The organism is Pseudomonas sp. 8_5_2 (assembly GCF_059295255.1).
Window position 1 is genome coordinate 3,256,511 of record NZ_CM181238.1, and the last position, 26,144, is coordinate 3,282,654.

The 26,144-nt window shown below is 57.3% G+C and carries 19 protein-coding genes and 5 pseudogenes; 13 read left to right on the plus strand and 11 right to left on the minus strand.

Features of this window, described 5'->3' with window-relative positions; translation table 11 throughout:
- The first annotated feature begins 12 nt into the window (after positions 1-12).
- The 6 genes from AC5O5R_RS14925 to AC5O5R_RS14950 all read left to right on the plus strand — a co-directional run bounded on the left by AC5O5R_RS14925 (position 13) and on the right by AC5O5R_RS14950 (position 9,221).
- Complete coding sequence (locus tag AC5O5R_RS14925) at positions 13-831, plus strand: hypothetical protein (RefSeq protein WP_494514497.1); 819 nt, start codon at positions 13-15, stop codon at positions 829-831.
- A 192-nt stretch (positions 832-1,023) separates the two neighbouring features.
- Positions 1,024-1,539 carry an Hcp family type VI secretion system effector gene (locus AC5O5R_RS14930; RefSeq protein ID WP_172219617.1) on the plus strand — a complete coding sequence of 172 codons (516 nt, stop codon included), beginning with the start codon at positions 1,024-1,026 and terminating at the stop codon, positions 1,537-1,539.
- 75 nt (positions 1,540-1,614) lie between these two features.
- The gene (locus tag AC5O5R_RS14935; protein ID WP_494514498.1) at positions 1,615-3,600 is read left to right on the plus strand and encodes a type VI secretion system Vgr family protein; all 1,986 of its coding nucleotides are present in this window, start codon (positions 1,615-1,617) and stop codon (positions 3,598-3,600) included.
- 46 nt (positions 3,601-3,646) lie between these two features.
- Positions 3,647-4,078, plus strand: a complete 432-nt coding sequence (locus tag AC5O5R_RS14940; RefSeq protein WP_494514499.1) for a DcrB-related protein — start codon at positions 3,647-3,649, stop codon at positions 4,076-4,078.
- A 53-nt stretch (positions 4,079-4,131) separates the two neighbouring features.
- The gene (locus AC5O5R_RS14945) at positions 4,132-8,751 is read left to right on the plus strand and encodes an RHS repeat-associated core domain-containing protein (RefSeq protein WP_494514500.1); all 4,620 of its coding nucleotides are present in this window, start codon (positions 4,132-4,134) and stop codon (positions 8,749-8,751) included.
- Positions 8,751-9,221, plus strand: a complete 471-nt coding sequence (locus AC5O5R_RS14950; RefSeq protein ID WP_494514501.1) for an Imm26 family immunity protein — start codon at positions 8,751-8,753, stop codon at positions 9,219-9,221. Before AC5O5R_RS14945 ends, AC5O5R_RS14950 begins: the two co-directional genes overlap by 1 nt.
- Positions 9,222-9,271: 50 nt before the next feature.
- On the opposite strand, the gene AC5O5R_RS14955 is transcribed toward AC5O5R_RS14950, so the two are convergent.
- The gene (locus AC5O5R_RS14955; protein ID WP_494514502.1) at positions 9,272-9,535 is read right to left on the minus strand and encodes a hypothetical protein; all 264 of its coding nucleotides are present in this window, start codon (positions 9,533-9,535) and stop codon (positions 9,272-9,274) included.
- 453 nt (positions 9,536-9,988) lie between these two features.
- Between AC5O5R_RS14955 and AC5O5R_RS14960 the strand changes: the two genes are divergently transcribed.
- From AC5O5R_RS14960 to AC5O5R_RS14985, 6 genes are read left to right on the plus strand one after another with little or no spacing between them, the layout of a single operon-like run.
- Positions 9,989-11,254 carry a type VI immunity family protein gene (locus tag AC5O5R_RS14960; protein WP_494514503.1) on the plus strand — a complete coding sequence of 422 codons (1,266 nt, stop codon included), beginning with the start codon at positions 9,989-9,991 and terminating at the stop codon, positions 11,252-11,254.
- A complete protein-coding gene (locus AC5O5R_RS14965; RefSeq protein ID WP_494514504.1) occupies positions 11,247-13,313 on the plus strand; it encodes a type VI secretion system Vgr family protein in 2,067 nt (688 codons plus the stop codon). The genes AC5O5R_RS14960 and AC5O5R_RS14965 overlap by 8 nt, the downstream gene beginning before the upstream one ends.
- A gap of 14 nt (positions 13,314-13,327) precedes the next feature.
- Positions 13,328-14,683 carry a DUF2169 family type VI secretion system accessory protein gene (locus tag AC5O5R_RS14970; RefSeq protein ID WP_494514505.1) on the plus strand — a complete coding sequence of 452 codons (1,356 nt, stop codon included), beginning with the start codon at positions 13,328-13,330 and terminating at the stop codon, positions 14,681-14,683.
- Positions 14,683-15,039 carry a DUF4150 domain-containing protein gene (locus AC5O5R_RS14975; RefSeq protein ID WP_494514506.1) on the plus strand — a complete coding sequence of 119 codons (357 nt, stop codon included), beginning with the start codon at positions 14,683-14,685 and terminating at the stop codon, positions 15,037-15,039. The genes AC5O5R_RS14970 and AC5O5R_RS14975 overlap by 1 nt, the downstream gene beginning before the upstream one ends.
- 4 nt (positions 15,040-15,043) lie before the next feature.
- Positions 15,044-16,375, plus strand: coding sequence for a polymorphic toxin type 15 domain-containing protein (locus AC5O5R_RS14980; protein WP_494514507.1), 1,332 nt, complete (start codon positions 15,044-15,046; stop codon positions 16,373-16,375).
- A 3-nt stretch (positions 16,376-16,378) separates the two neighbouring features.
- Entirely contained in the window at positions 16,379-17,041 is a 663-nt protein-coding gene (locus AC5O5R_RS14985) for a GAD-like domain-containing protein (protein ID WP_494514508.1), read from the plus strand.
- A gap of 115 nt (positions 17,042-17,156) precedes the next feature.
- On the opposite strand, the pseudogene AC5O5R_RS14990 reads toward AC5O5R_RS14985, so the two are convergent.
- The 8 genes and pseudogenes from AC5O5R_RS14990 to AC5O5R_RS15025 form a co-directional block, all read right to left on the minus strand.
- Positions 17,157-17,305, minus strand: a pseudogene (locus AC5O5R_RS14990) (IS5/IS1182 family transposase); the annotation flags it as partial.
- A gap of 98 nt (positions 17,306-17,403) precedes the next feature.
- Positions 17,404-17,988, minus strand: a pseudogene (gene tnpC / locus AC5O5R_RS14995) (IS66 family transposase); the annotation flags it as partial.
- Positions 17,989-18,332: 344 nt separating this feature from the next.
- Positions 18,333-18,771: pseudogene (locus tag AC5O5R_RS15000) on the minus strand (transposase); the annotation flags it as partial.
- A pseudogene (locus tag AC5O5R_RS15005) lies at positions 18,748-19,275 on the minus strand (transposase); the annotation flags it as partial. The pseudogenes AC5O5R_RS15005 and AC5O5R_RS15000, both read right to left, overlap by 24 nt.
- Positions 19,276-19,282: 7 nt before the next feature.
- Positions 19,283-19,578: pseudogene (locus AC5O5R_RS15010) on the minus strand (toxin VasX); the annotation flags it as partial.
- 237 nt (positions 19,579-19,815) lie between these two features.
- On the minus strand, positions 19,816-20,787 hold the full coding sequence (locus tag AC5O5R_RS15015) for a 5-oxoprolinase subunit C family protein (protein ID WP_172219637.1): 972 nt from the start codon (positions 20,785-20,787) through the stop codon (positions 19,816-19,818).
- A complete protein-coding gene (locus AC5O5R_RS15020) occupies positions 20,784-21,671 on the minus strand; it encodes a 5-oxoprolinase subunit B family protein (RefSeq protein ID WP_172219639.1) in 888 nt (295 codons plus the stop codon). The genes AC5O5R_RS15015 and AC5O5R_RS15020 overlap by 4 nt, the downstream gene beginning before the upstream one ends.
- 90 nt (positions 21,672-21,761) lie before the next feature.
- Positions 21,762-22,520, minus strand: coding sequence for a 5-oxoprolinase subunit PxpA (locus AC5O5R_RS15025; RefSeq protein ID WP_172219641.1), 759 nt, complete (start codon positions 22,518-22,520; stop codon positions 21,762-21,764).
- 130 nt (positions 22,521-22,650) lie between these two features.
- Here AC5O5R_RS15025 and AC5O5R_RS15030 point away from each other — a divergent pair, with 130 nt between their 5' ends.
- Complete coding sequence (locus tag AC5O5R_RS15030; protein ID WP_172219643.1) at positions 22,651-23,568, plus strand: LysR family transcriptional regulator; 918 nt, start codon at positions 22,651-22,653, stop codon at positions 23,566-23,568.
- A 21-nt stretch (positions 23,569-23,589) separates the two neighbouring features.
- Here the strand turns inward: AC5O5R_RS15030 and AC5O5R_RS15035 are convergent, their stop codons facing one another.
- Entirely contained in the window at positions 23,590-24,861 is a 1,272-nt protein-coding gene (locus AC5O5R_RS15035) for an OprD family porin (RefSeq protein WP_172285746.1), read from the minus strand.
- 81 nt (positions 24,862-24,942) lie between these two features.
- Positions 24,943-26,127, minus strand: coding sequence for a 3-(3-hydroxy-phenyl)propionate transporter MhpT (gene mhpT, locus AC5O5R_RS15040; protein WP_172219647.1), 1,185 nt, complete (start codon positions 26,125-26,127; stop codon positions 24,943-24,945).
- Between the last annotated feature and the right edge of the window lie 17 nt (positions 26,128-26,144).

The following is a 26,144-nucleotide window of genomic DNA, read 5'->3' on the forward strand; positions in this document are numbered from 1 at the left end:
GAGGCCAGAACCATGCCAACTTCAATTAACACAAGGAAAGCTTTTGAAAATTACACCAAAGGAGGGCGCGAACACGAAACAGCCAAAACGCGACTTATTGAACTAGACCTATATATAGATCCAATAAAGATCTCTCATGACGACTGTATAAGATGGCTAAATCAAGAGCTAGAGCTATCCAATACCGCCCAGTTAGTGAAAAATTTCATTTACGGCATTGAAACATCCAAACCAGAATATAGAGCTGGCCTGTCCGCCTATTCCGTCACGAAAAATCTACCTCCGCATGGATATTACGGCACAGATGTTTATTGTGAAATATGTGGCGCCTTCAAAGCACAAGAAATTGACCTAACATTACTCAATTGCTACAGATACTTGTATGGATCACTTACAACCATGACACCAGCAGAGCTGGCACTCTTCCTACAGCTTAACACCCGGCTTCCACTCGCACCCCCCACTAACAGCAAAAAACTCATATCAATACTAAAAGAAATAACCTATTCCTCACCAGAGGAAACCCCTTCAACACTTATAAAACGACTCTCCAAAGACAAGGAAATTGGTATCCCCAAAATCCAGCTTAGAGGATTATTAGAAACATTTGGATACTTAGGGATATTGCAGACGCCGGATGACCAAGGATACCTATACAAGTACACACCACCTTTTTCGCGCCCCTCGAAATCCTCAAAATCCGACTGGAGATACCCAGTGGACTTGTGGACTGGCGCTCAATCTATAAACATCGAAGCACTAAATTATTGGTTTTCCGATCACCCTGAAATAATTATCGCGATCACAACGAAATATTCAGCACCCGTATAATTACGACAAATCAGCCAAAATACAGTACGACTCCACCAGCTACAAGTTAAGAAAAGTCATTCTTCTCCCCCCACAAGGTGAGGCCTTCGGGCCTCATCAAGAATATAAATAACCACCCGACACTGACGTACGAACTCACTTAATACTCGGCCACCACACAAATTTATCCACATGGACGCAGGAGAAACTGCCATGCCAACACCCGCTTACATCAAGATCGAAGGCCAGACCCAAGGCAACATCACCGCAGGCGCCTTCACCTCTGACTCGGTCGGCAACGTGTTCGTCGAGGGCCATGAAGACGAGATTCTGGTGCAGGAAATCAAGCACCAGGTGACCACCCCAACCGACCCGCAGAGTGGCCAACCGGCGGGCCAGCGGGTGCACAAACCGTTCATTTTCACCAGCGCCCTGAACAAAGCCACACCGCTCATGTACCAGGCCTTGGCCAGCGGCGAGATGTTGCCGACCGTTGAAGTCAGCTGGTATCGCACCTCAGTGGAGGGCAAGCAGGAACACTTCTTCACCACCAAGCTGGAGGACGCCACCATCGTCGATATCCACACCACCCTGCCGCATGCGCAGGACAAGGAGAACGCTGGCTTCACCCAATTGATCGAAGTGTCCATGTCCTACCGCAAGATCTCCTGGGCCCATGTGGTGGCAGGTACCGAAGGCTCTGACGACTGGCGCAAACCGATCGCCTGACCCCACTGAAATGCCCCAGGCAGCCTCGCGCTGCCTGGGCTCTTCGACTCTTCAGACGGCGGACAAGGATCTTTTATGCCTAGCCAATCTGATTTGCGCTACAGATTCGAGCCACTGGTGGGCGACGTTGAGTTCGAAGTGGTGTCGTTTGAACTCAGGGAAGCGATCAGCGCACCCTTCACCCTGGAGTTGGAGCTGGTCAGCTTCGAGCCCGATATCGACTTCGGCCAAGTGCTGGACAAACCGGTGGTACTCACCATCCTGGATGAAGAAGGGCCGGTGCGTTACGTGAACGGCCTGGTGAGCAGCTTCAGCCAGGGCGAAAGCGGCTTTTACCGCACCTACTATCACGCGCTGGTCGAACCCATTCTGGCCCGCGCCGGCCTGCGTTCGAACTGGCGCATCTTCCAGCAAAAAACCGTGCCGCAGATTCTTGAGTTGATGCTCAAGCGCCAGGGTATCGATCAATACGAGCTTCGCGTGAGCATGGACCACCAGGTGCGCGAGTTCTGCGTGCAAGCGGGCGAGACCGACCTTGACTTTATCGCCCGTCTGGCGGCGGAAGAGGGCTTCGTCTATCGCTTCGAGCACAGTGAAAAACTGCATAAGTTGATCATCACAGATCAGCTGCTGTCCCTTGGGTTGATCAGCCATGGCGCGCTCAAGACTGGCAACGATGACGAAGGCTTCTTTGAGGGCGAAGACGTTATCGATCCCAACACTGTGCTGTATCAATCCAGCAGTGGTGGTGATCAGGCTAGACCCTGCCTGCGGCGACTGCGCTACAGCGAACAGGTCCGAACCTCGCGGCAGGTCCAGCGCGACTACACCTTCACCCATCCGGCGTATCGTCAGGAACACCGTGCTGCCGGCCCTTTCCTGGAACACCAATCCACCGACTACAAACGCTTCGACTATCCCGGTCGCTACAAGCGCGATGCCGTGGGCAAACCGTTCACCGAGAACCGCATCACCGCCCTGCGCCACGATGTGCGCATTGCCGAAGTTCAAGGGGATGACGCACGGCTACAGCCCGGGCTGAGCTTCACGCTGACCGGTCACCCTCGCGATGACCTCAATGCCCACTGGCGAGTGAACAGTGTCGTTCACAAAGGCCGCCAGTTCACCAGCCTGCAGGAAGAGGCTGCCTGCGTCGACCAAAGCACACGCTATGAGCAAACCGCAGTGCTGGTGCCAGGTCGCACCGAATGGCGCCCTGCCCCTTTGCAGAAACCTCGCGTGGACGGCCCGCACATGGCTACCGTGGTCGGCCCGCCCGGCGAGGAGATCTACTGCGACGAGTGGGGCCGGGTCAAGGTCAGCTTCCCCTGGGACCGGGAGAGCAACAACAACGAGTTCAGCTCTTGCTGGGTGCGGGTATCGCAAGGCTGGGCCGGTGGCAGCTGGGGGGCGATGGCCATCCCGCGTATCGGCCAGGACGTGATCATCCAGTACGTCAACGGTGACCCCGACCAGCCGATGATCACTGGGCGCACCTATTGCGGTAACCAGCTGCCGCCCTACGACCTGCCCGACCACAAGACCCGCATGACCATCAAGAGCCAGACCCACAAGGGCGATGGCTTCAACGAGCTGCGTTTCGAGGACGAGTTGGGCAAAGAAGAAGTCTTCATCCATGCCCAAAAAGACCAGAACACGCAGGTCAACAACAACCAGTCACTCGCGGTCGGCGTGGACCGTAATCAGCAGGTCGGTCAGGACGAATCCATCGCTACCGGCCGCAACCGCCTGAGGGTCGTTAAAGCCAACGACACGTTAAAAGTCGGCGGCGGCAAAAACGACCTCATTGCCGGCGACTACGAGGTGGAAGCCGGCAACACATTGCGCCTCAAGTGCGGCAAAACGCTCATTGAAATGCATGCCAACGGCACGCTGAACATCACCTGCGAGTCCTTCAACCTCACCGGCCAGCAGACCGGGCAGATCAACACAGCTGCGGCCAAGCTCGACCTGAATCCTGAAGGTGGATCAGCGGGCGCCGCTGCAAACGGACGCGACAGCGGCTCACTAAAGGCCGACGTGGATGGGCATTTCGAATAGCGCTCGCACCCACCGGCACACGATGAACCCAGAAAGGACTCCCCGCATGACTGAATACCTGACTCACGATGTGATCCTCGACCTAAGCGAGGAATCACCCGAAGACCTGACGTTGAACATGCTGCGCTTTGCCAACCGCGGAACCACGCTGGTAATGGCCCGCAGTCCTGTCGCACACGATAAAACCTTGGATGAGGCCATTGATGACCAGTTGAACATGCTGCGCAAAAAGTCGAAGGCCATGACCATCACGCCCACTCAGGCCGTGTATCTGGGGCGCAGTGAACCGCCCGTTGAAGCACGTGAGATGGCCATTCAGTTCATGGTCGGTAACAAACCCAACTTCCAGCTCCAGGCCGCCTGCCTGATTCCGGGGCAGCAACGAATGCTGGTGCTCAATTACAGCAAGCACGGCCCGTTGGATGACGAAGACATCCGCCACTGGTGGGCGATCAAGCACAAGCTCCGATTCACCTGAGCCCTCTCCAGTCCATCACAAAGCCTTCTCTAAATAGCTTGGAGCGTAAACCCATGGCTCAAACCGTCCATGCTGCCCGTGAGGGAGATGAAATTCTTCATCCTTCGCTTGCCGCTGAAATGATCAGCGCAATTGCCGAGGCCGTCATTTATGCAGCAGCTACTGCAGCCGTAGCTGCCGCTGTCAGCCTGGCTGTTGTCGGTACTGTCGCAACTGGTGGCGCCGCCGGCCTTGCTATCGCCGCCGTCGCGGGGGTTGCAGTCGGGGCAATGAGCACACTTTCGGTCGCTGAGGACCAGACTGTCGGCAGTGCCATCTCCAGCTTTTGCGACGACCTTGGCAACAGCGTAAGTGCACCCGATCCTTGCGGAAAGATCCAAAGCGGATCAGGCAATGTCTTCATCAACAGCAAGCCTGCCGCTCGTGCAGCCGGTATTACTGGCCCCCCAGGCGGCGGAGCCGACGACGTCGAACAGGTAGAACCCTCGATTCTGGAGAACGTGGGTTCCATGGCCATGGCTGCAGTACCCTATCTGCTCCCGGTCGTGGGACTGGGGATGGCAATACGCGACATCTTCAACCCGCCTGTGACCACGCCAAAGGATGCAGGAGCAGAAGCCAAAGACGAGGACAAGGTTTTATGCAGTCGCCACCCGCCCTTGCCTGAAAACCATATTGCGCAGGGGTCGGACAAGGTCTTCATCAATGGCCAGCCCGCCGCACGCTCAGGTGACAAGACCACCTGCGATGCCACGATTGATGTGAATGAAAACGTCTCACCCAATGTGCGTATTGGCGGTGGTACGGCGACGGTTCGGGATATTCGCAACGGTAAGAGCAAGATTGCGATGTTCACCGGGATCATTGCCGGGATACTTATTTCACGACGGTTTGGGCGCATCAAGGGCTGCAAAGTTGGTAACCCAGTTGCTGTAGCCACAGGCAGCAAATTCCAAGATGGCCCCGAAGATACTGACTTCAGCCTCCCTGGTCTGCTCGGTATCGAATGGGCGCGCCGCTACGATAGCAGGGACACTCGCGATGATGGCCTGTTCGGGCAGGGCTGGAGCGTCCCCTATGAGGTGGAACTCGTCCGTGTCCCCCATCCTGAAAGCGGTGAACTATCGGTCTATATCGATGAAGAAGGTGATCGGCTGGAACTCGGCCGCCTGAGCGCCGGTGATGCCTTCATCAGCGTCGTGGACGGCTTGGCGTTCTTCCAGTTGAAGGATGGACAAACGGTTGTCGAGGACATTAATGAGGGGCTCTACAAGGTCTTTGATGTCGACCCACTCGATCCCAACCGCTCAAGACTCATCAGGCTGAGCGACCGTAATCTCAACTACGTTGATGTGCTTTACGACAATCAAGGTCGCCTGCAAGCGCTCTATGACAAGTACGGCCAGACGGTTGTCCAGCTTCACTATGATGCCAGACATGCAAGGCGCGTCTGTAGGGTGTCTCGGGTCTTCCTGACAACTAAAGGTGCACCCGCTATCGAGCGGAACGAGTTGTTGGTCAGCTACGGCTATACCGCAGGTGGGCAGTTGCAAGAAGTCCTGGATGCGATGGGTCAGGTGGTGCGCCGCTTCAGCTATACCGAAGCGGGCTATCTGAAGCGCCATCAGTTGGCTAGCGGCGCCGTCCGCGAGTACGAGTGGGAGCGCTACACCACTCCGGAGAAACGCCCTACGCCAAGGCGGGCAGATGGCACATCCTACCGCCTGCCACCTTTGCTTGAGCCGCAACCTGACCATGAATGGCGGGTGATTCGCCACTGGGGAAGCGATGGGGAGGAGTACCAGTTCGAATATAACCTCGAAGAAGGCGAAACCCTCGTAACAGACGGTATGGGACGCACGGACCGCTATTTCTGGGGCCCGTTGTACGACGTGTACAAGCATGTCGACGCGCTGGGCAACTGCTGGCAAGCAGAAATAATCGCCGGGCAGTTGATCAAACGAACTGATCCGCAGGGCGGCGAATGGCGATACAGCTATGACGATATTGGTCGGCTGATCGAAACCCGCGATCCCCTCGGGCGCAGCGAACACATCAAATACTTGCGACACTGGGCATTGCCAGTTCAGGTCACTGATAAAGCCGGACGCACTCAGCATTACGGCTACGACAGCCACGGCAATCTGCTCTGGCAACAAGACCCGCTGGGGCGTAAAACACAGTATCAATACAGCCCAGAAGGTCGGGTTAGCCAGTTCACCGATGCCCTTGAAAAGACCAAGTACCTGGTCTGGAACACACGCGGCCAGCTACTCAGCTACCGCGACTGCAGCAATGCCCAGACCCTGTATCACTACGACTCGCATGGCCGCTTGCGCGAAAGCATCAATGCCCGTGGTGAACACAGTCACTTCCGCTACGACGCACGTGGCTATCTGGTCGAGAGCGAACGCCCGGACGGTCGCATTGATCGCTATGAAATTGATGTCGCTGGCCAACTGACGCGCTATATCGACCCCGCACAAAAAAAACTGCAGTTTTGCTACGACCGCAGTGGTCGCCTGATCGAACGCACGGACGCCATGGGTTACAGCGTGAAGTTCCGCTACGACGCTTATGGTCGGCTACTGCAACTCACCAACGAGAACAACGAATCATACCGCTTCGGTTGGGACGAACTGGACCGGTTGGTGGCGCAAAAAGACCTGGATGGCAGTGGCCGCATCTATGTCTACGACGTACTAGACGAGATCACCTGTCTTACCCATATTCCCTCAGCAGAAGAGCAGCCGCCGCTGTCCGACAACGCCCCGCCGACACGGATAGCCAACATTCGTCATGGCTTCGAACGGGATGCAATCGGCCGGCTTGTCAGCAAGCGCACTGAGGATGGCATCACCGAGTACTGCTACGACGCGGCGGATAACCTGCTGTCCATCCGCTTCACGGACAACCAGGGCGGAAAGCAGCAACTCGATTACACCTACGACCCTAACGGGCAATTGCTCAGCGAAACCAACAGCGCTGGCCTGCTGCAGTACCGCTATGACGAACTGGGCAATCTGCAGACTTTAGTCCTGCCCGACCAACGCGAACTTAACCACCTGTACTACGGTAGCGGGCACCTGCACCAGATCAACCTGAACGGCCGGGTCATCAGCGATTTCGAGCGCGATGCAGTGCACGATGAGGTACTGCGCACCCAAGGCAAGCTAGTTACGCGTACGCGCTACGACAGCAGCGGTCGCCTGGCCGGTAAGGCCATCCAATACCGTGATGCCTCAACCGGAGTGTTGCCGCTGCTCGACAAGGACTACCGCTACGATGCCAGCGACAACCTCGTCGCCGAGGTGCAGACCCAGACCCAGCGCCGCGGCATGAACAACGCTGCCAACGATGAGAACGCTCAGCTCGAACAAATCATCGGACGCTTCCTTGACCTACCACACACCGGCAAGAGCTACTCAGGACGCAATCGCTACGGCTACGACCTCAACGAGCAACTGCAAACCGTTCAGCAGTCGCGCCCCAGTTGGCAGGCCACACAAGTCGAGGATTTCAAATACGACAAGGCCGGCAATCTGTTCGACGGGCCCAAGCTAAATGGCCTGATCAAGCACAATCGGGTGCTGGTGTATCAGGACAAGCGCTACCGCTATGACCGCTTTGGACGGTTATGCGAGAAGCGTATCGGCAGCAATTGGGTGCAGTATTTCGATTACGACGCGGAGCAGCGGCTGGTTTGCGTGGAGCAGTATCGGAGTGGCGAACGTGAGCGGATCGTGTTTGCCTACGATCCGCTGGGGAGGCGGATCAGTAAGGAGGTTTACCTGAGGGGCTACTCAGAGCCGCGTCGGCGAGTCCTGTTCCACTGGCAAGGGCTGCGCTTGCTTCAAGAAATGCAGTGCGGGCTGGCTAGCTTGTATGTGTATGACACCTCGGACAGCTACGAACCTCTGGCACGCATCGACGGCAAATCAGACAGCGAGACGCTTCATTACTTCCATAACAATCTCGCTGGGCTACCGGAGCAGTTGACTGATTCAGACGGCAAGCTTATCTGGCAGAGCGACTATCAGGGATGGGGGAAGACTCATAATGAGTGGAACAATCCACAGAATGCTCGAGAGCAAAATCTTCGCTTTCAGGGTCAGTACCTTGATCGAGAAACAGAACTAAATTACAACGTATTCAGGTATTACGACCCAACTGTCGGCCGTTTCACCCAGCCCGACCCGATTGGCCTTACTGGAGGTATCAATCTCTATCGCTACGCTCCAAACTCAAAAACTTGGGCTGACCCTCTGGGCCTTATTGCGGTAGACACGCCAGGCTATACTGTATACGGTCTTTACGACGGAAACCCATTAACCACGAAACCTTACTATATCGGTATAACTAACGACATAGACAGAAGGTCCGCAGAGCACGAAACGTCTGGACGACTATCTAAATCATCCTCCATAGCCCCAATCAAAAGCGATATTACTTACGGTCAAGCAAGAGGGCAAGAACAATATTTCATCGAAAAATACAAGACACAAACAGGAGTAATTGGCCGGCCCGTATCAAGTAAAAACAGAGGCAACAAGTACAACTCGTTCGACCTCTCAAGAGTCGACGATCGAGCGAATTATTTCAAGCAAGCATACAATGAAGTCAAAGCGAAACTTACACGAACGCCCGCAAAAATGAGAAGTGGAGTATGCTAATGAACAAAGCCACAATATGGGGATGGTCCCGAAATCCTGAAACCAAATTAAAAAACATAAAAGCAGGAGATGTTTTTTGCTTCACCCAGGACACCGGGAGGTATTATTTCGGCAGAATAATATCTAAAATAATTACTGGCCATGCGGCCGAAATATTTAAAATAATCAAAAAAGACCCATCATTAACAGAGGCAGAACTTGAGCGCATAGAGCCTCTTACAGACCCTGTAATCTTGGATAGCTACTCTCTCTTCGATAAAAAAACGGACCCGACAGGCGACTGGAGAATAATAGGCCACCAAGAAGTGACGCTAACAGATCGGCTTAAAAATTATTATTTCGCGTACGGAACTTCAGAAAACTGGACAAAAGTCAGCGCATTGAACGTGACAGAAGATGCTTCCGAACAGGAGATAGCTTATCTCCCCCCCTCACACCGCTTAACAACTACAAAGTCTCGATTTTATTAAATAATATTCAGAGCCAGGGTGGGCAATGAAAAATAAAGAATAGCCTGTCATCAGGCCGCCTTGTCAGTAAGCGCACTGAAGATGACACCATCGACTACTGCTACGACGCGGCCGACAACCTGTTCTATAACCTTAAAGACGCTCAGGGCGAAAACTATCAACTCGATTACACCTACGACGAAAACGGGCAGCTGCTGAGCAAAACCAACAGCGTTGTAGTGCTTCATTACCGCTATGCCGAACTGGGCAATCTGCAGGCCCTGGTACTGCCGGAGCAACGCGAACTCAACCGCCTGTACTACGGTAGCGGACACCTGATGGCACAGTGCTGATCAACCGTCATATCTTCTACTTCAGCTCAACAGGCCCGGCAAAAATCACGGGCTGCCCGGTCTACCTAAACATTAACAAGCTGGATGACCCTTTATCCGATAGCACTCCCTAAAGCGCGAAATTTACCCTAACAAATCTAGACGAACAATATTATGAGGGTTATCGCTATTCCGCATCAGATAAATACGAAACACTTAGCCATTCGACACCAAAAATGTGTTTGTTGCGATAGAAATCAAATTCCCTGGTGATTGGGTAAAAATCAGACAGCTGGAGGATTATGCTCACCTGATGACGCCAAAATCCGGCGCAAACCCTAGAAAAACGGGAAAGGAAAAAGTAGCGCTTCTGCGAGTACCTGAAGACTGCATACCCAGCAATTTGGCAGACGAAAAGAGAGACGGTACGCCCAGCAAAAATAAGGGGAAAAGAAAGTGAGCACAGTCCATAACCTGTTTACCGAAAATGAGCTTGAAGCATTCACGGCGCTGCTTAAAGAGTGGCCAAACAGCGCCTTTGGAAATGACGACCTAGAAATAAGCGTAAGCCCTTTTCTAAGCTTTTACTTCCCCTACTCCCCTAGCGAACACCTAGAAAAAACGCTTTCCATGATAGACATTCATCAAACATTCGAGCGCTTGACTGGAGCTCCTTACATTATTGCAACGCACCCCGTATCCGAGCGACCTTACCCCTACGGCTCAACTAAAATACCTGACCTGAAAATACTGGCATCGACATTCAAAGTGGACGAGAGCTTTGCTTTTAATTTCACAGATGAATCCAATCATAACAACTCGCCTACAACCGCTGGGTATTTTTGGCGGAGCTCTACATGGGACGGCATAAACAATAACGCTTACTCATCCATTCTCCTGCATTACCGATGGCAGTGGTGGCTGGAAAACCGCAACGCCTGGCGCAACTTTCTATTCATGGCCATTGAAAAGCTTAAACCGCATCAAGTTTACTCCGGCTTTGCGGTTGCAAACCCTCTTGACTTTGGCTCTCGGCCTGAAGCATCGACGTGGGAGCGCTCATTGACAGTTAAATTTTATGGGCTGGATATCGAATTCCCCTTTGGCATGAGAGACGAATTGATGGACGGTGTGAGACCACCAACATGGGGTTTTTTGCTATCCAACTACTGGCGAGAAAAATTAGGATTAGAGCGCGATGCCGTACGCGAAGCGCTCGACCACCCACAAATTTCCATCACTGAACTGAAATCAGGCCAGTGGATAGAACTCGGCGAGCAGCCAGAACTTTACCCCGTGGAGGCCGGACTCCCTGAGCTGCCCATTCTACTGAACAAGATAATTCGCCCCATCCGACATGACGATTTAGGGTTGGTTGGGTTCGGGCAATGGTCTGGTGACCCAAACGAACGTTTCTCAGACGCCGATGCGAAGCGATGGATTTCACGGTTCGACGAAGAAAATGACTGGCCTTGCAAGCGCGCGCGTTTCCTCAGCACTCAAACATTCAGCATCAATTCTATCCCTACAGCCATGCCTGCCGGTAGTCCATGCCCCATGAGTGGATGGTGGACTACTCCCGCCAAGTTAGAATCGCGACGTTTTTTTAACAAAGGTGAAGTGTTCCCGGTCATCAGGAGTGAATCAGCGAAAGGCGAAATCATCTGGCTATGGGACAGTAATCAAGGGTCAGTCTCCCTCGACGGGGGCACCGATGCCTAGCCAATCTGATTTGCGCTACAGATTCGAGCCACTGGTGGGCGACGTTGAGTTCGAAGTGGTGTCGTTTGAACTCAGGGAAGCGATCAGCGCACCCTTTAGTTTGGAACTGGAGCTGGTCAGCTTCGAGCCCGATATCGACTTCGGCCAAGTGCTGGACAAACCGGTGGTACTCACCATCCTGGATGAAGAAGGGCCGGTGCGTTACGTCCACGGCCTGGTCAGCAGTTTCAGCCAGGGCGAAAGCGGCTTTTACCGCACCTACTATCACGCGCTGGTCGAACCCATTCTGGCCCGCGCCGGCCTGCGTTCGAACTGGCGCATCTTCCAGCAAAAAACCGTGCCGCAGATTCTTGAGTTGATGCTCAAGCGCCAGGGTATCGATCAATACGAGCTTCGCGTGAGCATGGACCACCCGGTGCGCGAGTTCTGCGTGCAAGCGGGCGAGACCGACCTTGACTTCATCGCCCGTCTGGCGGCGGAAGAGGGCTTCGTCTATCGCTTCGAGCACAGTGAAAAACTGCATAAGTTGATCATCACAGATCAGCTGCTGTCCCTTGGGTTGATCAGCCATGGCGCGCTCAAGACTGGCAACGATGACGAAGGCTTCTTTGAGGGCGAAGACGTTATCGATCCCAACACTGTGCTGTATCAATCCAGCAGTGGTGGTGATCAGGCTAGACCCTGCCTGCGGCGACTGCGCTACAGCGAACAGGTCCGAACCTCGCGGCAGGTCCAGCGCGACTACACCTTCACCCATCCGGCGTATCGTCAGGAACACCGTGCTGCCGGCCCTTTCCTGGAACACCAATCCACCGACTACGAACGCTTCGATTATCCCGGCCGCTACAAGCGCGATGCGGTGGGCAAACCGTTCACTGAAAACCGCATCACCGCCTTGCGTCATGATGCACGCATTGCCGAAGTTCAGGGGGATGACGCACGGCTACAACCCGGGCTGAGCTTCACGCTGACCGGTCACCCCCGCGATGACCTCAATGCCCACTGGCGCGTGAACAGTGTCGTTCACAAGGGCCGCCAGTTCACCAGCCTGCAGGAAGAGGCTGCCAGCGTCGACCAAAGCACGCGCTATGAGCAAACCGCAGTGCTGGTGCCAGGTCGCACCGAATGGCGCCCTGCCCCTTTGCAGAAGCCTCGCGTGGACGGCCCGCACATGGCCACCGTGGTCGGCCCGCCCGGCGAGGAGATCTACTGCGACGAGTGGGGCCGGGTCAAGGTCAGCTTCCCCTGGGACCGGGAGAGCAACAACAACGAGTTCAGCTCCTGCTGGGTGCGGGTATCCCAGGGATGGGCCGGTGGCAGTTGGGGCGCGATGGCCATCCCGCGTATCGGCCAGGACGTGATCATCCAGTACGTCAACGGTGACCCCGACCAGCCGATGATCACTGGGCGCACCTATTGCGGTAACCAGCTGCCGCCCTACGACCTGCCCGACCACAAGACCCGCATGACCATCAAGAGCCAGACCCACAAGGGTGATGGCTTCAACGAGCTGCGTTTCGAGGATGAGCTGGGTCGGCAGGAGGTGTTTATCCATGCGGAGAAGGATCAGAACAACGTCGTGAAGCACAACGAAACTACCTTCGTCGGCAACGACCGCAGCGAGCGGGTGGACCACAACGAAACCATCTCCATCGGCGACCATCGCACCGAAGACGTCGGCAAAAACGAAACCATCAGCATCGGGCTCAATCGCCACGTCACCATCGGTGCCAACAAGACCGAAACCATCAAGTTGGCGAAGGCGGAAACCATCGGCCTAGCCAAGGCGCTGACCATTGGTGCGGGCTATCAAGTCAGTGTCGGTGCGGCGATGAATACGACAGTTGGCCTGAGCCAAAGCGAGCAGGTAGGCGTACACAAGTCCGTGATCGTCGGCAACCGCTTCAACATCACAGCAGGCGATGAATTCAGCATCACGGTAGGCAAGGCGACGTTGGTCATGAAGTCCGACGGGACCGTGCTGATCAACGGCAGCAACTTTGACTTCAGTGCCACAGGGCCTGTGCAAATCAACGGCAAGGATGTCGATCTCAACTGAAGGGGTAACCCAACATGGAATTTCGCAACCTGACGCCTTTTGACGTCATGTGCTTCAGCGCGCTTGCGCCTGACGGTCAGGAACATCCTGTCATTGCAATGAAGGTCGGATATCGCCTTGAAAATATTGATGGCTGTCCTGGCAAACTCCGAGCCATCGTCGTCGATGACGAACCAGTGCCGCTGTGCATGGCCGATACCTACTATGCAGAGATCGGCAGCAGTTCCGTATTAGAAGAGAGCGACCTGGCGCCATTCAAGCCACGCTGCGATGTCATCGTCGTCGGCCATGCGCATGCGCCGGCAGGACAACCTGCAACTTCGTGGGAAGCCAGTGTCCGTGTTACATCGACCCGTCCCAAGCAAGTAATCCCTGATCCGCCACCCCCGAAGCGCGCACCGAATGTTTACCTGACCGCTGATGAATTGCAGGCGCGCCAGGCAGAAGTACTGGAAGTTCGGCGTCGCAACAGAGAACAGCTCACGCCAATCGTGTTACTGGACAAGACCCTGCGCTTCACCGGTCCACGAGAGTTTCATCACAACTTCTTCGGCTGGTACCTCACAGACCCAGAGCTTGCCACGCGTGTTCCGTTGCGCTGGGAGCATGCTTTTGGCGGCACCAGCCGGTTCGCCAATCCCGAATACGGGCAAAACCCCGATGCCTCCGAGTTCCTGCTCAATGAAGTTTGCTTCAGTAACCCATTGGGCTGTGGCTGGCTGGAACACGGTCATGAAGAGTTGCACTACGAGCAGACCGGCGAGACGCTGGCCAGCCTGCCGGCGCCTCAGATCGAGCATTTGGACAACCCCATCGAGCGCCTGCTGCGCTCGCGGCATCCAGCTGGCCCACTCAATGCCTCTGCTATGGCTGAGCTCGCGGCCTCCTATGACTGCAGGCCGGCCGGCTTCGGCATCGTTGGCCGAGCGTGGGCGCCGCGCTTGGCACTTGCAGGTACTTATGACCAAAGCTGGGAGGAGGACCACTGGCCCGGGTTGCCACAGGATTTTGATTTCGGCTACTGGAATGGCGCCCCGGTTGACCAGCAGGTAGCTTTTCCTGCACCGGATGCACGCATTGCCCTGCTCAACCTGACTGATCCATCCCTGAGCCAAGATGGTAACTGTGAAGTCCAGCTTCCAGGTCACCGCCCCTTCGTGCTCATGCGCATGACCAACGGCGTAATGCTGCCGCTGCCGATGCTCACCGACACATTGCGCATCGACACCGATGCCATGACCCTGTCGATGACGCACCGCATCAGCCTGTCCAATTCGCTGGATATTCGTGTGCTCGAAGCGCGTTTCGAAACCAATCCAGAAGCGCCCATCATTCGGCGCGCCCCGCACCGCAGCAGGGAGCACGTCTGATGGCCGATAACGTAATGGCTCGGCAACAGACGAAATGGACGGTTATCAGCATCGCGCCCGATGTTTGCAAAACACCGATGGGCAGCAGCGTTCCACCCGTGCCTTATCCGGTCACGGCAGAACTGGATACCAGCAGCGGTGTGGCGAAAAGCGTACGTGCTAATGGCCATCCTGTAGTCGTCTACAAGCGCAGTTTCACTCCAAAGACCATCGGTGACGCAACCGGCCAAGCCAAAGGGGTCAAGAGCGGCACCGTCGAAGGCAAATGCCATCCGCTGGAGCACAGTAGTTCCGTGCGTGCGGAAGGATGTCACTTGGTTCGTCATGGCGACCTGTTCTGGATGAATGGGAGTTGATGCCATGAGTGAACAGCCCATTCAACTGGACACGCTGCATGTCCAAGTACAGGAAGTATCGCTACGTAAACTGCCAAACGGTCCAGACAGGATGTTTGTGCAGACTGATGGCACCGGCAAGGTGCTGGTGGAATTTGCCGATGGGGCCCACGAGTGGGGAAAATCCCTGCAGCTGGATGAAACGCAGTATGAGGCCCTTCGTCAGGAGGCGTACCACAGGGAACTGGCTGATTTGGAGGACATACCAACCTACACTCAACTCTACCCATCATCGAAAAACAGCGGCGCGACCACCACGCCGAATGGCAACACGCTAGGTAGAGTAAGAGGTGAAACGCTCGCCACCGGAGATACTGCGGAGTCCTCTAACCCTGATGTGAAAACGGAATCACCAGCAGAAGGCGCAACAGGCGATGAGATACTGGATGGCCTTCAGCTAGGGTTAGATATCGTAGGTCTGATCCCAGTCGTTGGCGAAATAGCTGATGTCGCTAATGCGGGCATCAGCCTCGCCCGTGGTGACTACGCGGGAGCCGCTCTATCTTTGCTATCGGCAGTTCCATTTGCAGGGTACCTAGGAACAGCAGGCAAATTAGGTAGGCATGGCGCCAAGGCAGTGGCGGAGGCATCCGTCAAGACATCCAAGGAGGTTATTGAGCGAACGGCAAAAGAAACAGCGCAGAAGCGAGCTAAGGCGGCAGCTGCACGTAAAAAGGCGCCAGGCGGGAAGGTACGACCGAAGAAGCTGCAAAAGAAAAAACCAGAGTGCTTCGACCCTCGACAGTCTGACGCCTACAAAAAAATGAGCGAGACAGAAAAAAAAGGGTATCTCAAAGAGTATGCTCGCCAGCTCAAGCGGCAGGAGGATGCAATCAACAATATGTCGGCCAAAGATTTCTCTGGTGCAAGGAAAATGTTCTACGAAACCAAGCGGAAAACTGGAGATTCCGGCCGAAATCCTCTGGCGGACAAAGCGCAGCGCGATTACCGACGTGACAGGCGTAAAGAAATAGAGAAAAGCGTATACGAAAGTAAAAGAAACAAGGGCGTAGCCCCTAAAGTCGCGAAAGCCGAAGCCAAAGCAGAGAGCGGCGCGATCATGGAAAAATTAGCCGCGCTCCACGAGCCTGATATGATCGCGGGAGGCTGGGCCAAACCCGACCCCACAGGGTTAGGAGACAAACGTATAAACAGCGCCATTGGTGGAAGCTGGGGACATAAGGAAAGAATCAAGACCATCGAAAGCGCAGCAGACAGAGCCATCGAGCGGGGCGATGGTAAGGCGATGATGAGTGTCGAACTAAGCATTTGCCCTCCAGATAAAAAAGGAAAATAAGTAATGCGTGACTTAGATTTTGCTGAATTTATCGAGTACTTTGGAGAAGCAACTCAGCGAACCAGCGTTCCAGAAGCTAGCTTTGAAAAGTGGAAGAGCATACTTCCACCTGTATTGATCCAATACTGGAAAAATGAAGGGTGGGCAGGATATGCAAATGGACTTTTTTGGACTGTTAACCCCGATGATTACGAGCATATTAAAGATGCCTGGCTCAAGGATACACCGATAGAACCCCTTGATAAATTCCATGTAATAGCCAGAAGCGCGTTTGGAAACCTTTACTTGTGCGGCGAAAAAACCGGACACAGCACTTCAATCATCTGCAACCACAATGAAATACTCGCAGTAAAGAATCGACTAAAAATCAAAGAACTGACCGCTCAAAACATTACGATCCAATCGCTATTCGGGACTAGCGAACCAGAGGATTATGATAACACCGATTCAAACGGAAAGCCTTTATTCGAGCGCGCACTCAAGAAATACGGCCCGCTCGCCCCAGATGAAATTTATGGCTTCGAACCTGCCTTGGTGGCCGGAGGAAAACCCACCCTGCAGAATCTGTGTAGGTTAAAGCTCGATCCTCATCTGCTAATTTTACGTAACTTCGATACACCGAGACTGCCCTTCTCCAGTAAAGATCTCAAAAATTTGATAAAATAGTGCCCCTTTATTCAATAAACATATTCATGTGAAAACCACCCAAAATCACTCATTGGGATCATAAGATTTCAGACCGCACAAATGAGAGCAACCTCAGCATCAGTGCAGAGAGAATTTCCAGCCAGCCAAACTTGCGCTTGATGATGTTGCGCTGCCGGTACCTGCCCCGATCAAACAGTCTGGGTAAGCCAGGCTTGGGTTTGCGCTTCATTGAGGCAGCGGGATGACGGGTTGCATTCGATATTGATCGCAGTATCGGCGTAGCACTTAGGCGGCAGATTGCGCTCCGCCGGAGGCTTGGGTAGAGCCACTACGCCGAGTGCGATCCATGAACCACACCTATCACATGATGGGCCCACAGGTTACCGTGGCATCTCTGGCGAGCAGTTCCACGGCAGCAGGGCTTCGTAGTTTGCCACCGACGATGCATACGGCAGGCGCTCCAGTACGTGGCGCAGCCACGTATAGGGCTCCTGGCCGTTGACCTTGGCGGTCTCGACCAAGCTGTAGATCTGCGCACTGGCCGTCGCACCCTTGGGCGTGTCACTGAACAGCCACGCCTTGCGCCCGATGACAAATGGCTTGATCGCACGCTCTGCCAGGTCGTTGTCGATCGGTAAATGACCGGCCTCGACATAGCGTTCCAACCGACTCCAGTTGTTCGCCAGATAGTGCACGGCCTTGCCCAGCACACTTTGCGGTGTGACCTGGGAGTACGTCTTGTCCAGCCAGCTTTTCAACTGACCGAGGCGTGGCAGGCTTCTTTCCTGGCGACCGAGGAACCGCTGTTCGTCGCTCACCTCCTTGAGTTCGCGCTCGATGCCGTACAGCTTGTTGATCATCGCCAGCGCCACATCGGCGCGGCCCGTCTTACCCTTGGGCTGCACTTTCTGCGCTTCGACGAACTTGCGGCGAGCATAAACCATGCACGCCAGCCGCTCGACACCTTCCCGATCTATTTGCTCAATTGGCAGACCAAAATGATTGACAAGAATAAGCACTCACGACCTAAAGGCATGGAGCTATTCGAGATTAAACCCGCTATCGTTGATGGTGATCCGATAAACCCTGAAAACAAAACCTGGCTAACGAGACAGCAGCACTTTGAGTGCTGTACGCTACTGGAACCGACTTATCACTAACCTGCGTAACAAGCCAGAGTAAATAAACACTCCCCATTCAACTTGTCGCGCCATGACGACAAGTTGATACCCCCTGCACAATTACATTGCCATTAGGTAAAAAAGGTGAGCGATAAATAATATGCAGGGCGCCCGACTGACTCTGCTCGCTACAGGCGAACCTTACCCATACCCACAAACTTTTTTCGAGCTTTCCAAAAACTTGACAGAACGACAGCATGGTCAGCTGAGCTGTGTTTTTCATCAGCTCACAAAAACGTAATTCCACGCAACCAAATTGGTTCTTGATTAACTAAAACGGATGCTCGGCCTTATCCCGTACCTGAGCTTTGCAGTACTCCATGTTGCGCTTGGTCTTGTGGAAAACACTGCGTTTTTTGAGCCTGGAACACGCGCTGTGCCGCGCCGCAATTTACCAGACGACCTTACGCCATCATGCTCTTTACGATTCTCGAGACTGGTGCATCCAGCGTCTGCATAAACCGTACTGTCTTTGCCATGCAACAGCTTGGCAACCTGCATGATATCGGCCACGTTGGCCGCAGAGCCATGAACATGATGAACCAGTTCCGACTCGGCAGCACCGATGGAGGTGTAGTCGAACAGCACGACTTTCTGATCCGGTGGCCCACTGGCTTGCACCCACATCCAGGATTCGCTGGTCGGGTCTCGATCCGCTTCTTTAAGCACTTGGACGCGCGCTTCGTCGCAATGGATGACCGGGCTTTCCAGCAACCGGTCGCGCATCAGATTCAGCAGTGGTTGCAGGTGCTCGCCGCACTGAATCACCCAGCGTGCCAAGGTCTGACGCGGAATTTCGATACCGTGTCTGCTCAGCACCGTTTCGAAACGGTGCAGCGGTAAGCCATCGACATACTTGGTCGTCAGCAGCATCGCCAAGACGCTCGGACTGGCCATGCTCTTTTCGATCAACTGAGCGGGTTGGTCGGCGGTGCCCGGAGCGATTTCACAGCCGCGGCAACCGTAAACTTTACGGATGTGTTTGATCACGCGGATCTGCATGGGCACGATATCTAGCTGCTCGCTGGTTTCTTCACCGATCACATGTTTGCAGCAACCGCAGGCACACGTCGGCTGCCGGCAGCGGCGACGGCGGACCGTCCTGTGGCTCGTACGGGTTGAAATAGCGTAAATGACCCTGCGCACTGACCTCGTAGCCATGCCAGACCTGCCGGTCGAGCAGCACGTACAGGTAACCCATGCGCAAGGTGCGCAGGCCCAGCTTGGCCGAAATATGCAGGCTGTCGGCCACCGCAGCGCGCGGCGCAGCGGCAGGAGGATCGGCAGACCCTGGCGCTCGCAGGACATGCACTGGTCGTGCGGCAGCCCGCCTTCAGCGGCGGCAATGGCAAAGCAGCCGCTGCTCCCTGGCAGCGACCGCGACCATGTCGCGCACTGCCGTTGTGGGGGGAGCCTGGCGTTTCCCAAGTCGCTGTAGGAATATTCGAACGTGAATGTAGGAACGGATTTACCCGCGAAGAATCCATGAGGGTGGATGGCACCGGCTTCGCCGGTGTTCGCGGGCAAGCCCGCTCCCACAGGGATCGCGCACGCCGATTAAATTTTGTGCAAGACAGTTGCTCCTGCTTCAATGAGAAAAACGCATTGCGCTCAGGAGAACAGCCTGGCCAGGCAACCGAGCTTCTTCTTGTACGACCGCCGCGCCTCCAGCGCCTGCTCCAGGCTGACCGCCAGAAACCGTGCCTGCTGGTTCGGCTGCATCTGCCCGATCAGATCGAGGTCGGCGCTGATCACCGTGCCGATCATGGCATAGCCACCGCCCGACACTGCATCCCGGTGCAGGATGATCGGCTCCAGCCCCGCCGGCACCTGAATCGAACCGATCGGGTAGCAGCTGTCGACGATATTGGAGGGGTCCGACCCGGCACCGAACGGCTGTTCCCGCGGTTGGAAGCTCAAGGCACTGCCGCCCTTGTAGCGATAGCCGATACGGTCCGCCTCGGAGCCGACCGTCCAGGCCTGGGTGAAGAAGCTTTGCGCCGCCGCGTCGGTCAGGCGGTGGAAGTACAGGCCCGGCACCACCCGCAGTACCACTTCGCCGCCCAGGGCCTGGCGCAGGGCCATGGGCAGGCTGGCACCGGCGTGGGTCTTGCCGCTCGGCAGGCCGACCGGCAGCACATCGCCCGCCATCAGCTTGCGCCCATGGAACCCGCCCAGCGCTCCCAGGGCATAGGTGGAGCGGCTACCGAGCACCTCGGGTACATCGATGCCTCCGGCCACCGCCAGATAGGCACGGGCGCCAGCGGTAGGGAAGCCGAACCGCAACACCTGCCCCGCGCGCACGGCAAACGCCGTGTCCGGGCGCTGCTCACGGCCATCGAGCAACACCGGCATCTGTGCCCCGCATACCGCCACCAGTGCATCGTGCTGGAACTCCAGCTCCGGCCCCACCAGCGCGCATTCAAGGCCTGCCGCACCGGCCGGGTTGCCCACCAGGTGGTTGGCGGCGCTCAGGGCATACTGGTCAAGTGCACCAGACGGCGGGATGCCCAGGTGGTAGTAGCCTTCGCGGCCCAGGTCCTGCACGGAGGTGGCCAGGCCCGGTTTGAGTACCTTGATCATGCCAGCACCTCCTGCAGCGATTTGGGGTAGCCGACCGGGTCGGCGAGGAACGCGTCCAGGGAAAACTCCACCGGGCGAATGCGCAGGTCGAAGCGGCCCTCCTCCACATCCGCCACTGCCTGGTCGTAGGTGCGGCGGTCGATGGGCTTGAACTGCACGATGTCTCCTGGTCGGAAGAACACCATGTGCGCCTTCAGGTAATTCAATGTCTGCTGCGGGTCGTAGATCGGCGCCGGAGTAACGCCGAACATCTGGTAGCCCCCTGCCCCGCGCACCGAGTAGATGCAACCAAAGCAGCCGCCATGGCCCAAGGTGAGCTTGGGGGTGTCGGTGCGTGGCCGCAGGTATTTGGGCACCTGTAACTGCCGCTCGCGCTCGACCATCTGGAACATGAACGGCAAGCCGGCGACGAAGCCGACCATCGACACGAACCAGGGCGCGCCGCTGTGCGCAGCGATGAACGCCTCGACATCGGCCAGACCGTTGATGCGCGCCGCGTACTCCAGGTCGGTGCTGGTCGGGTCCTGGTGGCGGTCACGAAAGCGCATCAGGGTTTCGTGCGTCCACGGGTCGTTGTACAGCACCGGTATCTCGATGATTCGCGTGTGCAAGCTGCGCTCGGCCACCGCCTGGGCTTCTGCACCGCGCACGGCGTCGAGCAGCGTTTCGGGGGCGATGCGGTCCGGGTCGAAGCGGATCTGGAACGACGCGTTGGCCAGGCACACATCCAGCACGCCATCCAGCGCCAGCCGCTCCACCGCACGGGTGATGGCCATGCCCTTGAAAAAAGCCTCCAGCGACATGCTGTCACTGACTTCGGCAAACAGATGCTCGTCGGCGCCGAAGCTGTAACGGATCGGGGTTGTAGCAAGCGGTTCGGCCATGACTGTTCCTTTTCTTGGAATCTTTATAGAAAGGCAGGCAAAAACAAAATGCGCGGGCTGCGGCGGGTACATGCCGCATGCCACATGGGCTCAGCGCGGGGCTCGCACCTCGATGCCCGCTGTGTCCAGCGCCTTGCGCGTGGCCTCGACCAGGTCCAGCGCACCCGGGGTATCACTGTGCAGGCAGATGGAGTCGAACTCGATGGCCAGGTCCTGGCCCTCGACCGTGCGCACCACGCCCTGCTGGCAGGCCCGCAGCACCCGCTCAGCCACTGCCCTGGGTTCATGACCACGGACATTGCGGGTGAACACGATCGAACCACTCAGGTCGTATTCGCGGTCGGCGTAGAACTCGCGAACCACCGGCTGGCCGAGTTGCCGGGCGATCCGGCAGATCACCGAACCCGGCATGCAATACAGCAGCAGTTCGGGCTCGATTACCCGCAGGTTTTCCACCAGCAGCCGCGCGGCTTCTTCGTCACGCGCCAGGTGCATGTACAGCGCCCCGTGCGGCTTGATGTGCTGCAGGGACACGCCCTGGGCGCGGGCAATTTCACGCAGCGCGCCGAGTTGGTAGAGCATGTCGTCGACCAGCTCCTGGGCCGGCGCATTGATGTGCCGGCGGCCGAAGCCGACCAGGTCGCGGAAACCCGGGTGCGCCCCTACTGCAACGCCCAGGGCCTTGGCCCGCTCGACAGTGCGGCGCATGGTGCCGGGGTCGCCGGCATGAAAGCCGGTGGCGATGTTGGCCGTGCTGATGTAGCCCATCAACTCGTTGTCGACGCCATCGCCAATGGTCCACGGGCCAAAGCCCTCACCCATGTCCGAGTTGAAATCCACCACTTGCATGACTGTCTCTCCTGGCACTTGTGACTGCATGCAGGCCACGTTAGATTCTCGTCGCCCCCTTGGGAAGATCTATAAACAGATAGGGTGTCTTCGGAAAATCAGATACCTGCAGCCGCCACAGGAGCCTACCGTGTCACTGACCTTGCGCCAGGTCCGTTATTTTATCGCCACTGCCGAGATCGGCCAGATATCCCAGGCGGCGATCCACCTGAACATCTCCCAGTCGGCGGTGACCACGGCGATCAAGGAGCTCGAGGCGATGCTCGGCATGCTGTTGTTCCAGCGCTCCGCCCAAGGCATGAGCCTGACTGAAGCTGGCCGGCACTTCCTGAACCGCGCCTACGTGATAATGCGCAGCGTCGACGATGCGTTGAACAGCCCGCTACCGGACATGCGCGCCAGTGGCCTGCTGCGCCTGGCCGCAAGCTACACGGTGATCGGCTACTTCCTGCCCCACCACCTGCAGCGCCTGGAGCACTGGCATCCAGGCGTAACCCTGGAGCTGTACGAGCAGGAGCGCAGCGCCATCGAACAAGGCCTGCTGGAGGGGCGTTTCGACATGGCGGTGGTGCTCACCGCCAACCTCACCCACCCTGCCATCGTTTCGGAGACGTTGTTCAACTCCGAGCGGCGGTTGTGGTTGCCCGGGCATCATCCGCTGTGCGAGCGCTCGGCGGTGAGCCTGGCCGATGTCGCCAAGGAGCCTTTCATTCTGCTCACAGTCGATGAGGCCGAGCAAAGCGCCATGCGCTATTGGCAGCAGGCCGGGCAGCAGCCGCGCGTGCGGGTCAGGACCAGTTCGGTGGAGGCCGTGCGCAGCATGGTCGCCAATGGCAGCGGCGTGGCGATTCTGTCCGACCTGGTGCACCGGCCCTGGTCGCTGGAGGGCAAGCGCATCGAGACAGTGACCATCAGCGACCCGGTGACGCCGATGAGCGTGGGGCTGGCCTGGCACCGGGAGCGGGCGTTCAGCCCGGCGATGCAGGCTGTGCGCAACTATTTCCATGATGCGTTTCTGGCACCGCAGCAGTTGTCTGCCCGGCGCTGATGGAGCATGCGTATGCCCCAGTCACCAGAGCCTCACGGTGTAGTCCAGGTTGACGCGCAGCTCGTTGTCGTCCCGGTGCGTCGCACCCGCTGCAAAATCATTGCGATACCAGGCATGCCGCACGCGCAACGCCACACCTTTGAACGTGCCCTGCTGCACGGTGTACGACAGCTCCACATCCTTCTCGCTTTCACTCAGCCCGGCCCCGCCGAAGCCCGGCAGTTCGATGTTGTCACCCCGTACGTAGCGCAGCATGCCCTTGAGCCCCGGCAACCCGAACGGGGCAAAATCCTGGTCGAACCTGACCTGCCAGCTGCGCTCCCTGGGGTTGAGAAACTCCGAACTCAGCGTGCCTTCGGTGATCACCAGCGGCTCGGTACCGTACAGGTAAGGCATGGCGGTATCGCCATCCAGGCGCATGTAGCCCACGCCAACGCTATGGCTGGCCCAGGCATAGCTCAGCATCAAGGCCGTGTTGCGGTTGTCGACCTTGCCGGCCTTGGCTGCACCGTCCTCACCCGTGACGAACAGGCGCACATCGCTTTTCAGGCGCCCAGTGCCAAGCTGGCGCTCGTCGACCAGGCCGAAGTAGTCCTTGCGGTACAGCTGGTCCAGTTCGGCGTGGTAATACCGCAGGGTCAAGGCCTCGGACCAGGCGTAGTCACCGCCCAGAAAGGTGAAGCGGTCAGATGTGGCAGCGCCGTTGAAGCGCCCGTTGGGCGAGCCGATGCTCATCTTCTGGTAGTCGGTCGAGTCGCGCAGGTTGATGCGGTCGAGCCAGCCGGCATGCAGGCTCAGGCGGTCGATGTCGGATGAACGCAGGTAAGCGCCGCGAAACGTCTGTGGCAGCAGGCGCGTGGGGCTGGCGAAGGCAATCGGCAGAAAAGTACTGATGCTGCCGCCCTGCAGCTCGGTGCGTGAAATGCGCAGCTTGCCGGTCAGGCCCAGCTCGGAATAGTTGTCCGCCGGCTCGCGCGTACTGCGGTCGAACGGCAGCAGCCCGGTGCCGGCACGGTCGGGTGAAGAGTCCAGCTTTACCCCGAGCATGCCCTTGGCGTCGAGGCCGAAACCTACAGGCCCTTGGCTGAAGCCTGAACTGAGATTCAGGATGAAGCCCTGGGCCCATTCACGGGCGGCGGCCTGCGGGGACGGGCCCAGGTAGTTGCGGTCGAAATAATAGTTGCGCAGCACCAGCTCGGCATGGCTGTCTTCGACAAAGCCAGCGGCGTGGGGCGGATTGGCGCAAAACAGGCAGGCGCTCAGCGCCAGGCAGGTTTTTCGGGCCTTGTGCATGGTGACTTCACTTTCTTGTAGTTGTAGGAAGCCCTGCCGCAGAAGCAGCAGGGAGCACGCCAGGGTGAACAGCGAGTGGCGTTATACCGGGCGACGGCCGATCAGGCGGAACAGTGCCAGGGCAGCAATCACCACGCCCGGTGCCGAGGCCAGCAGCACGCCGGCAGAGCCGGCACCGAGGGCGAGCATCTGGCCAGCTACCAGTGGCCCGCTCATGGCGCCCAGGCGGCCAACCGCAACCGCCGCACCCACGCCGGTGGCGCGCACGCGTGCGGGGTAGAAGTGCGGCGCCAAGGCATACAGCACCCCTTGCCCGCCAGTGGCGAAGAAGCCGGCAAAGAAACCGGCCGCGAGCATGCCGCGCAGGTCACTGGCCAGGCCCAGGCCACCGAGGGCAGCCAGGATGCCCAGGTACACCAGCGTCGCCGTCGCCCAGGCCGGCAAGCGTTCAAGCAGCTGGCCCAGGGCCAGGGTGCCGATGGCGGCGCCGATCTGCAGGGCAAACATCACCCAGCTGGCGTCATGGCTGCTGAAGCCCTGGCCGACCAACAGGCTCGGTAGCCAGTTGATCAGGATGTACACCACCATCAGGGTGAAGAAATAGCTCAGCCACAACAGCCATGTGGCGCCCTGGCCGAACAGCTCGCGGCACAGGCCAGGTGTATCGCCGGCCGGCTGTGTGGCGCGAAACTGGCGCGACTCCGGCAGGTAGAACGCCAGCAACGGCAGGATCAGCAGCGGCCCGGCGCCACCGACATGGAACACCCGCTGCCACTCGCCGCTGTAACCGGCAATGCCGATACCGGCCGCCAGTGCTGCTCCCAACGGTACGCCGCAGTACATCAGGCTGACGGCGCTGCCGCGCAGGCGCTCGCCGGCGGCCTCGCTGCACAGGGCGATCAGGTTGGGCAATGCGGCGCCCAACCCTACCCCGGTGAGCAGCCGCGCCAGCAACAGGCTGGGCAGGCTCCAGGCGTGGGCCGTGGCCAGGGAAAACAGGCCGAACAGTGCCACCGACGCGATCAGCACGCGTTTGCGCCCCACGCGGTCCGCCAGCCAGCCGCCGACCAGGGCGCCGGGCAGCAGGCCGAGGATACCGGCACTGAACACCCAGCCCATTTGCAGCTTGCCCAAGTTGAAGGCGCTGGCCATGCCAGGGGCGGCGATGCCGGCGGCTTGCAGGTCGAGGCCTTCGAGCAGGGCAACGAGAAAACACAGGCCAATGGTGATGGCCGCACGCGGCGGGTTGTTTGCAAGAGAAGTCATGAAGCCACCCTGTTGTT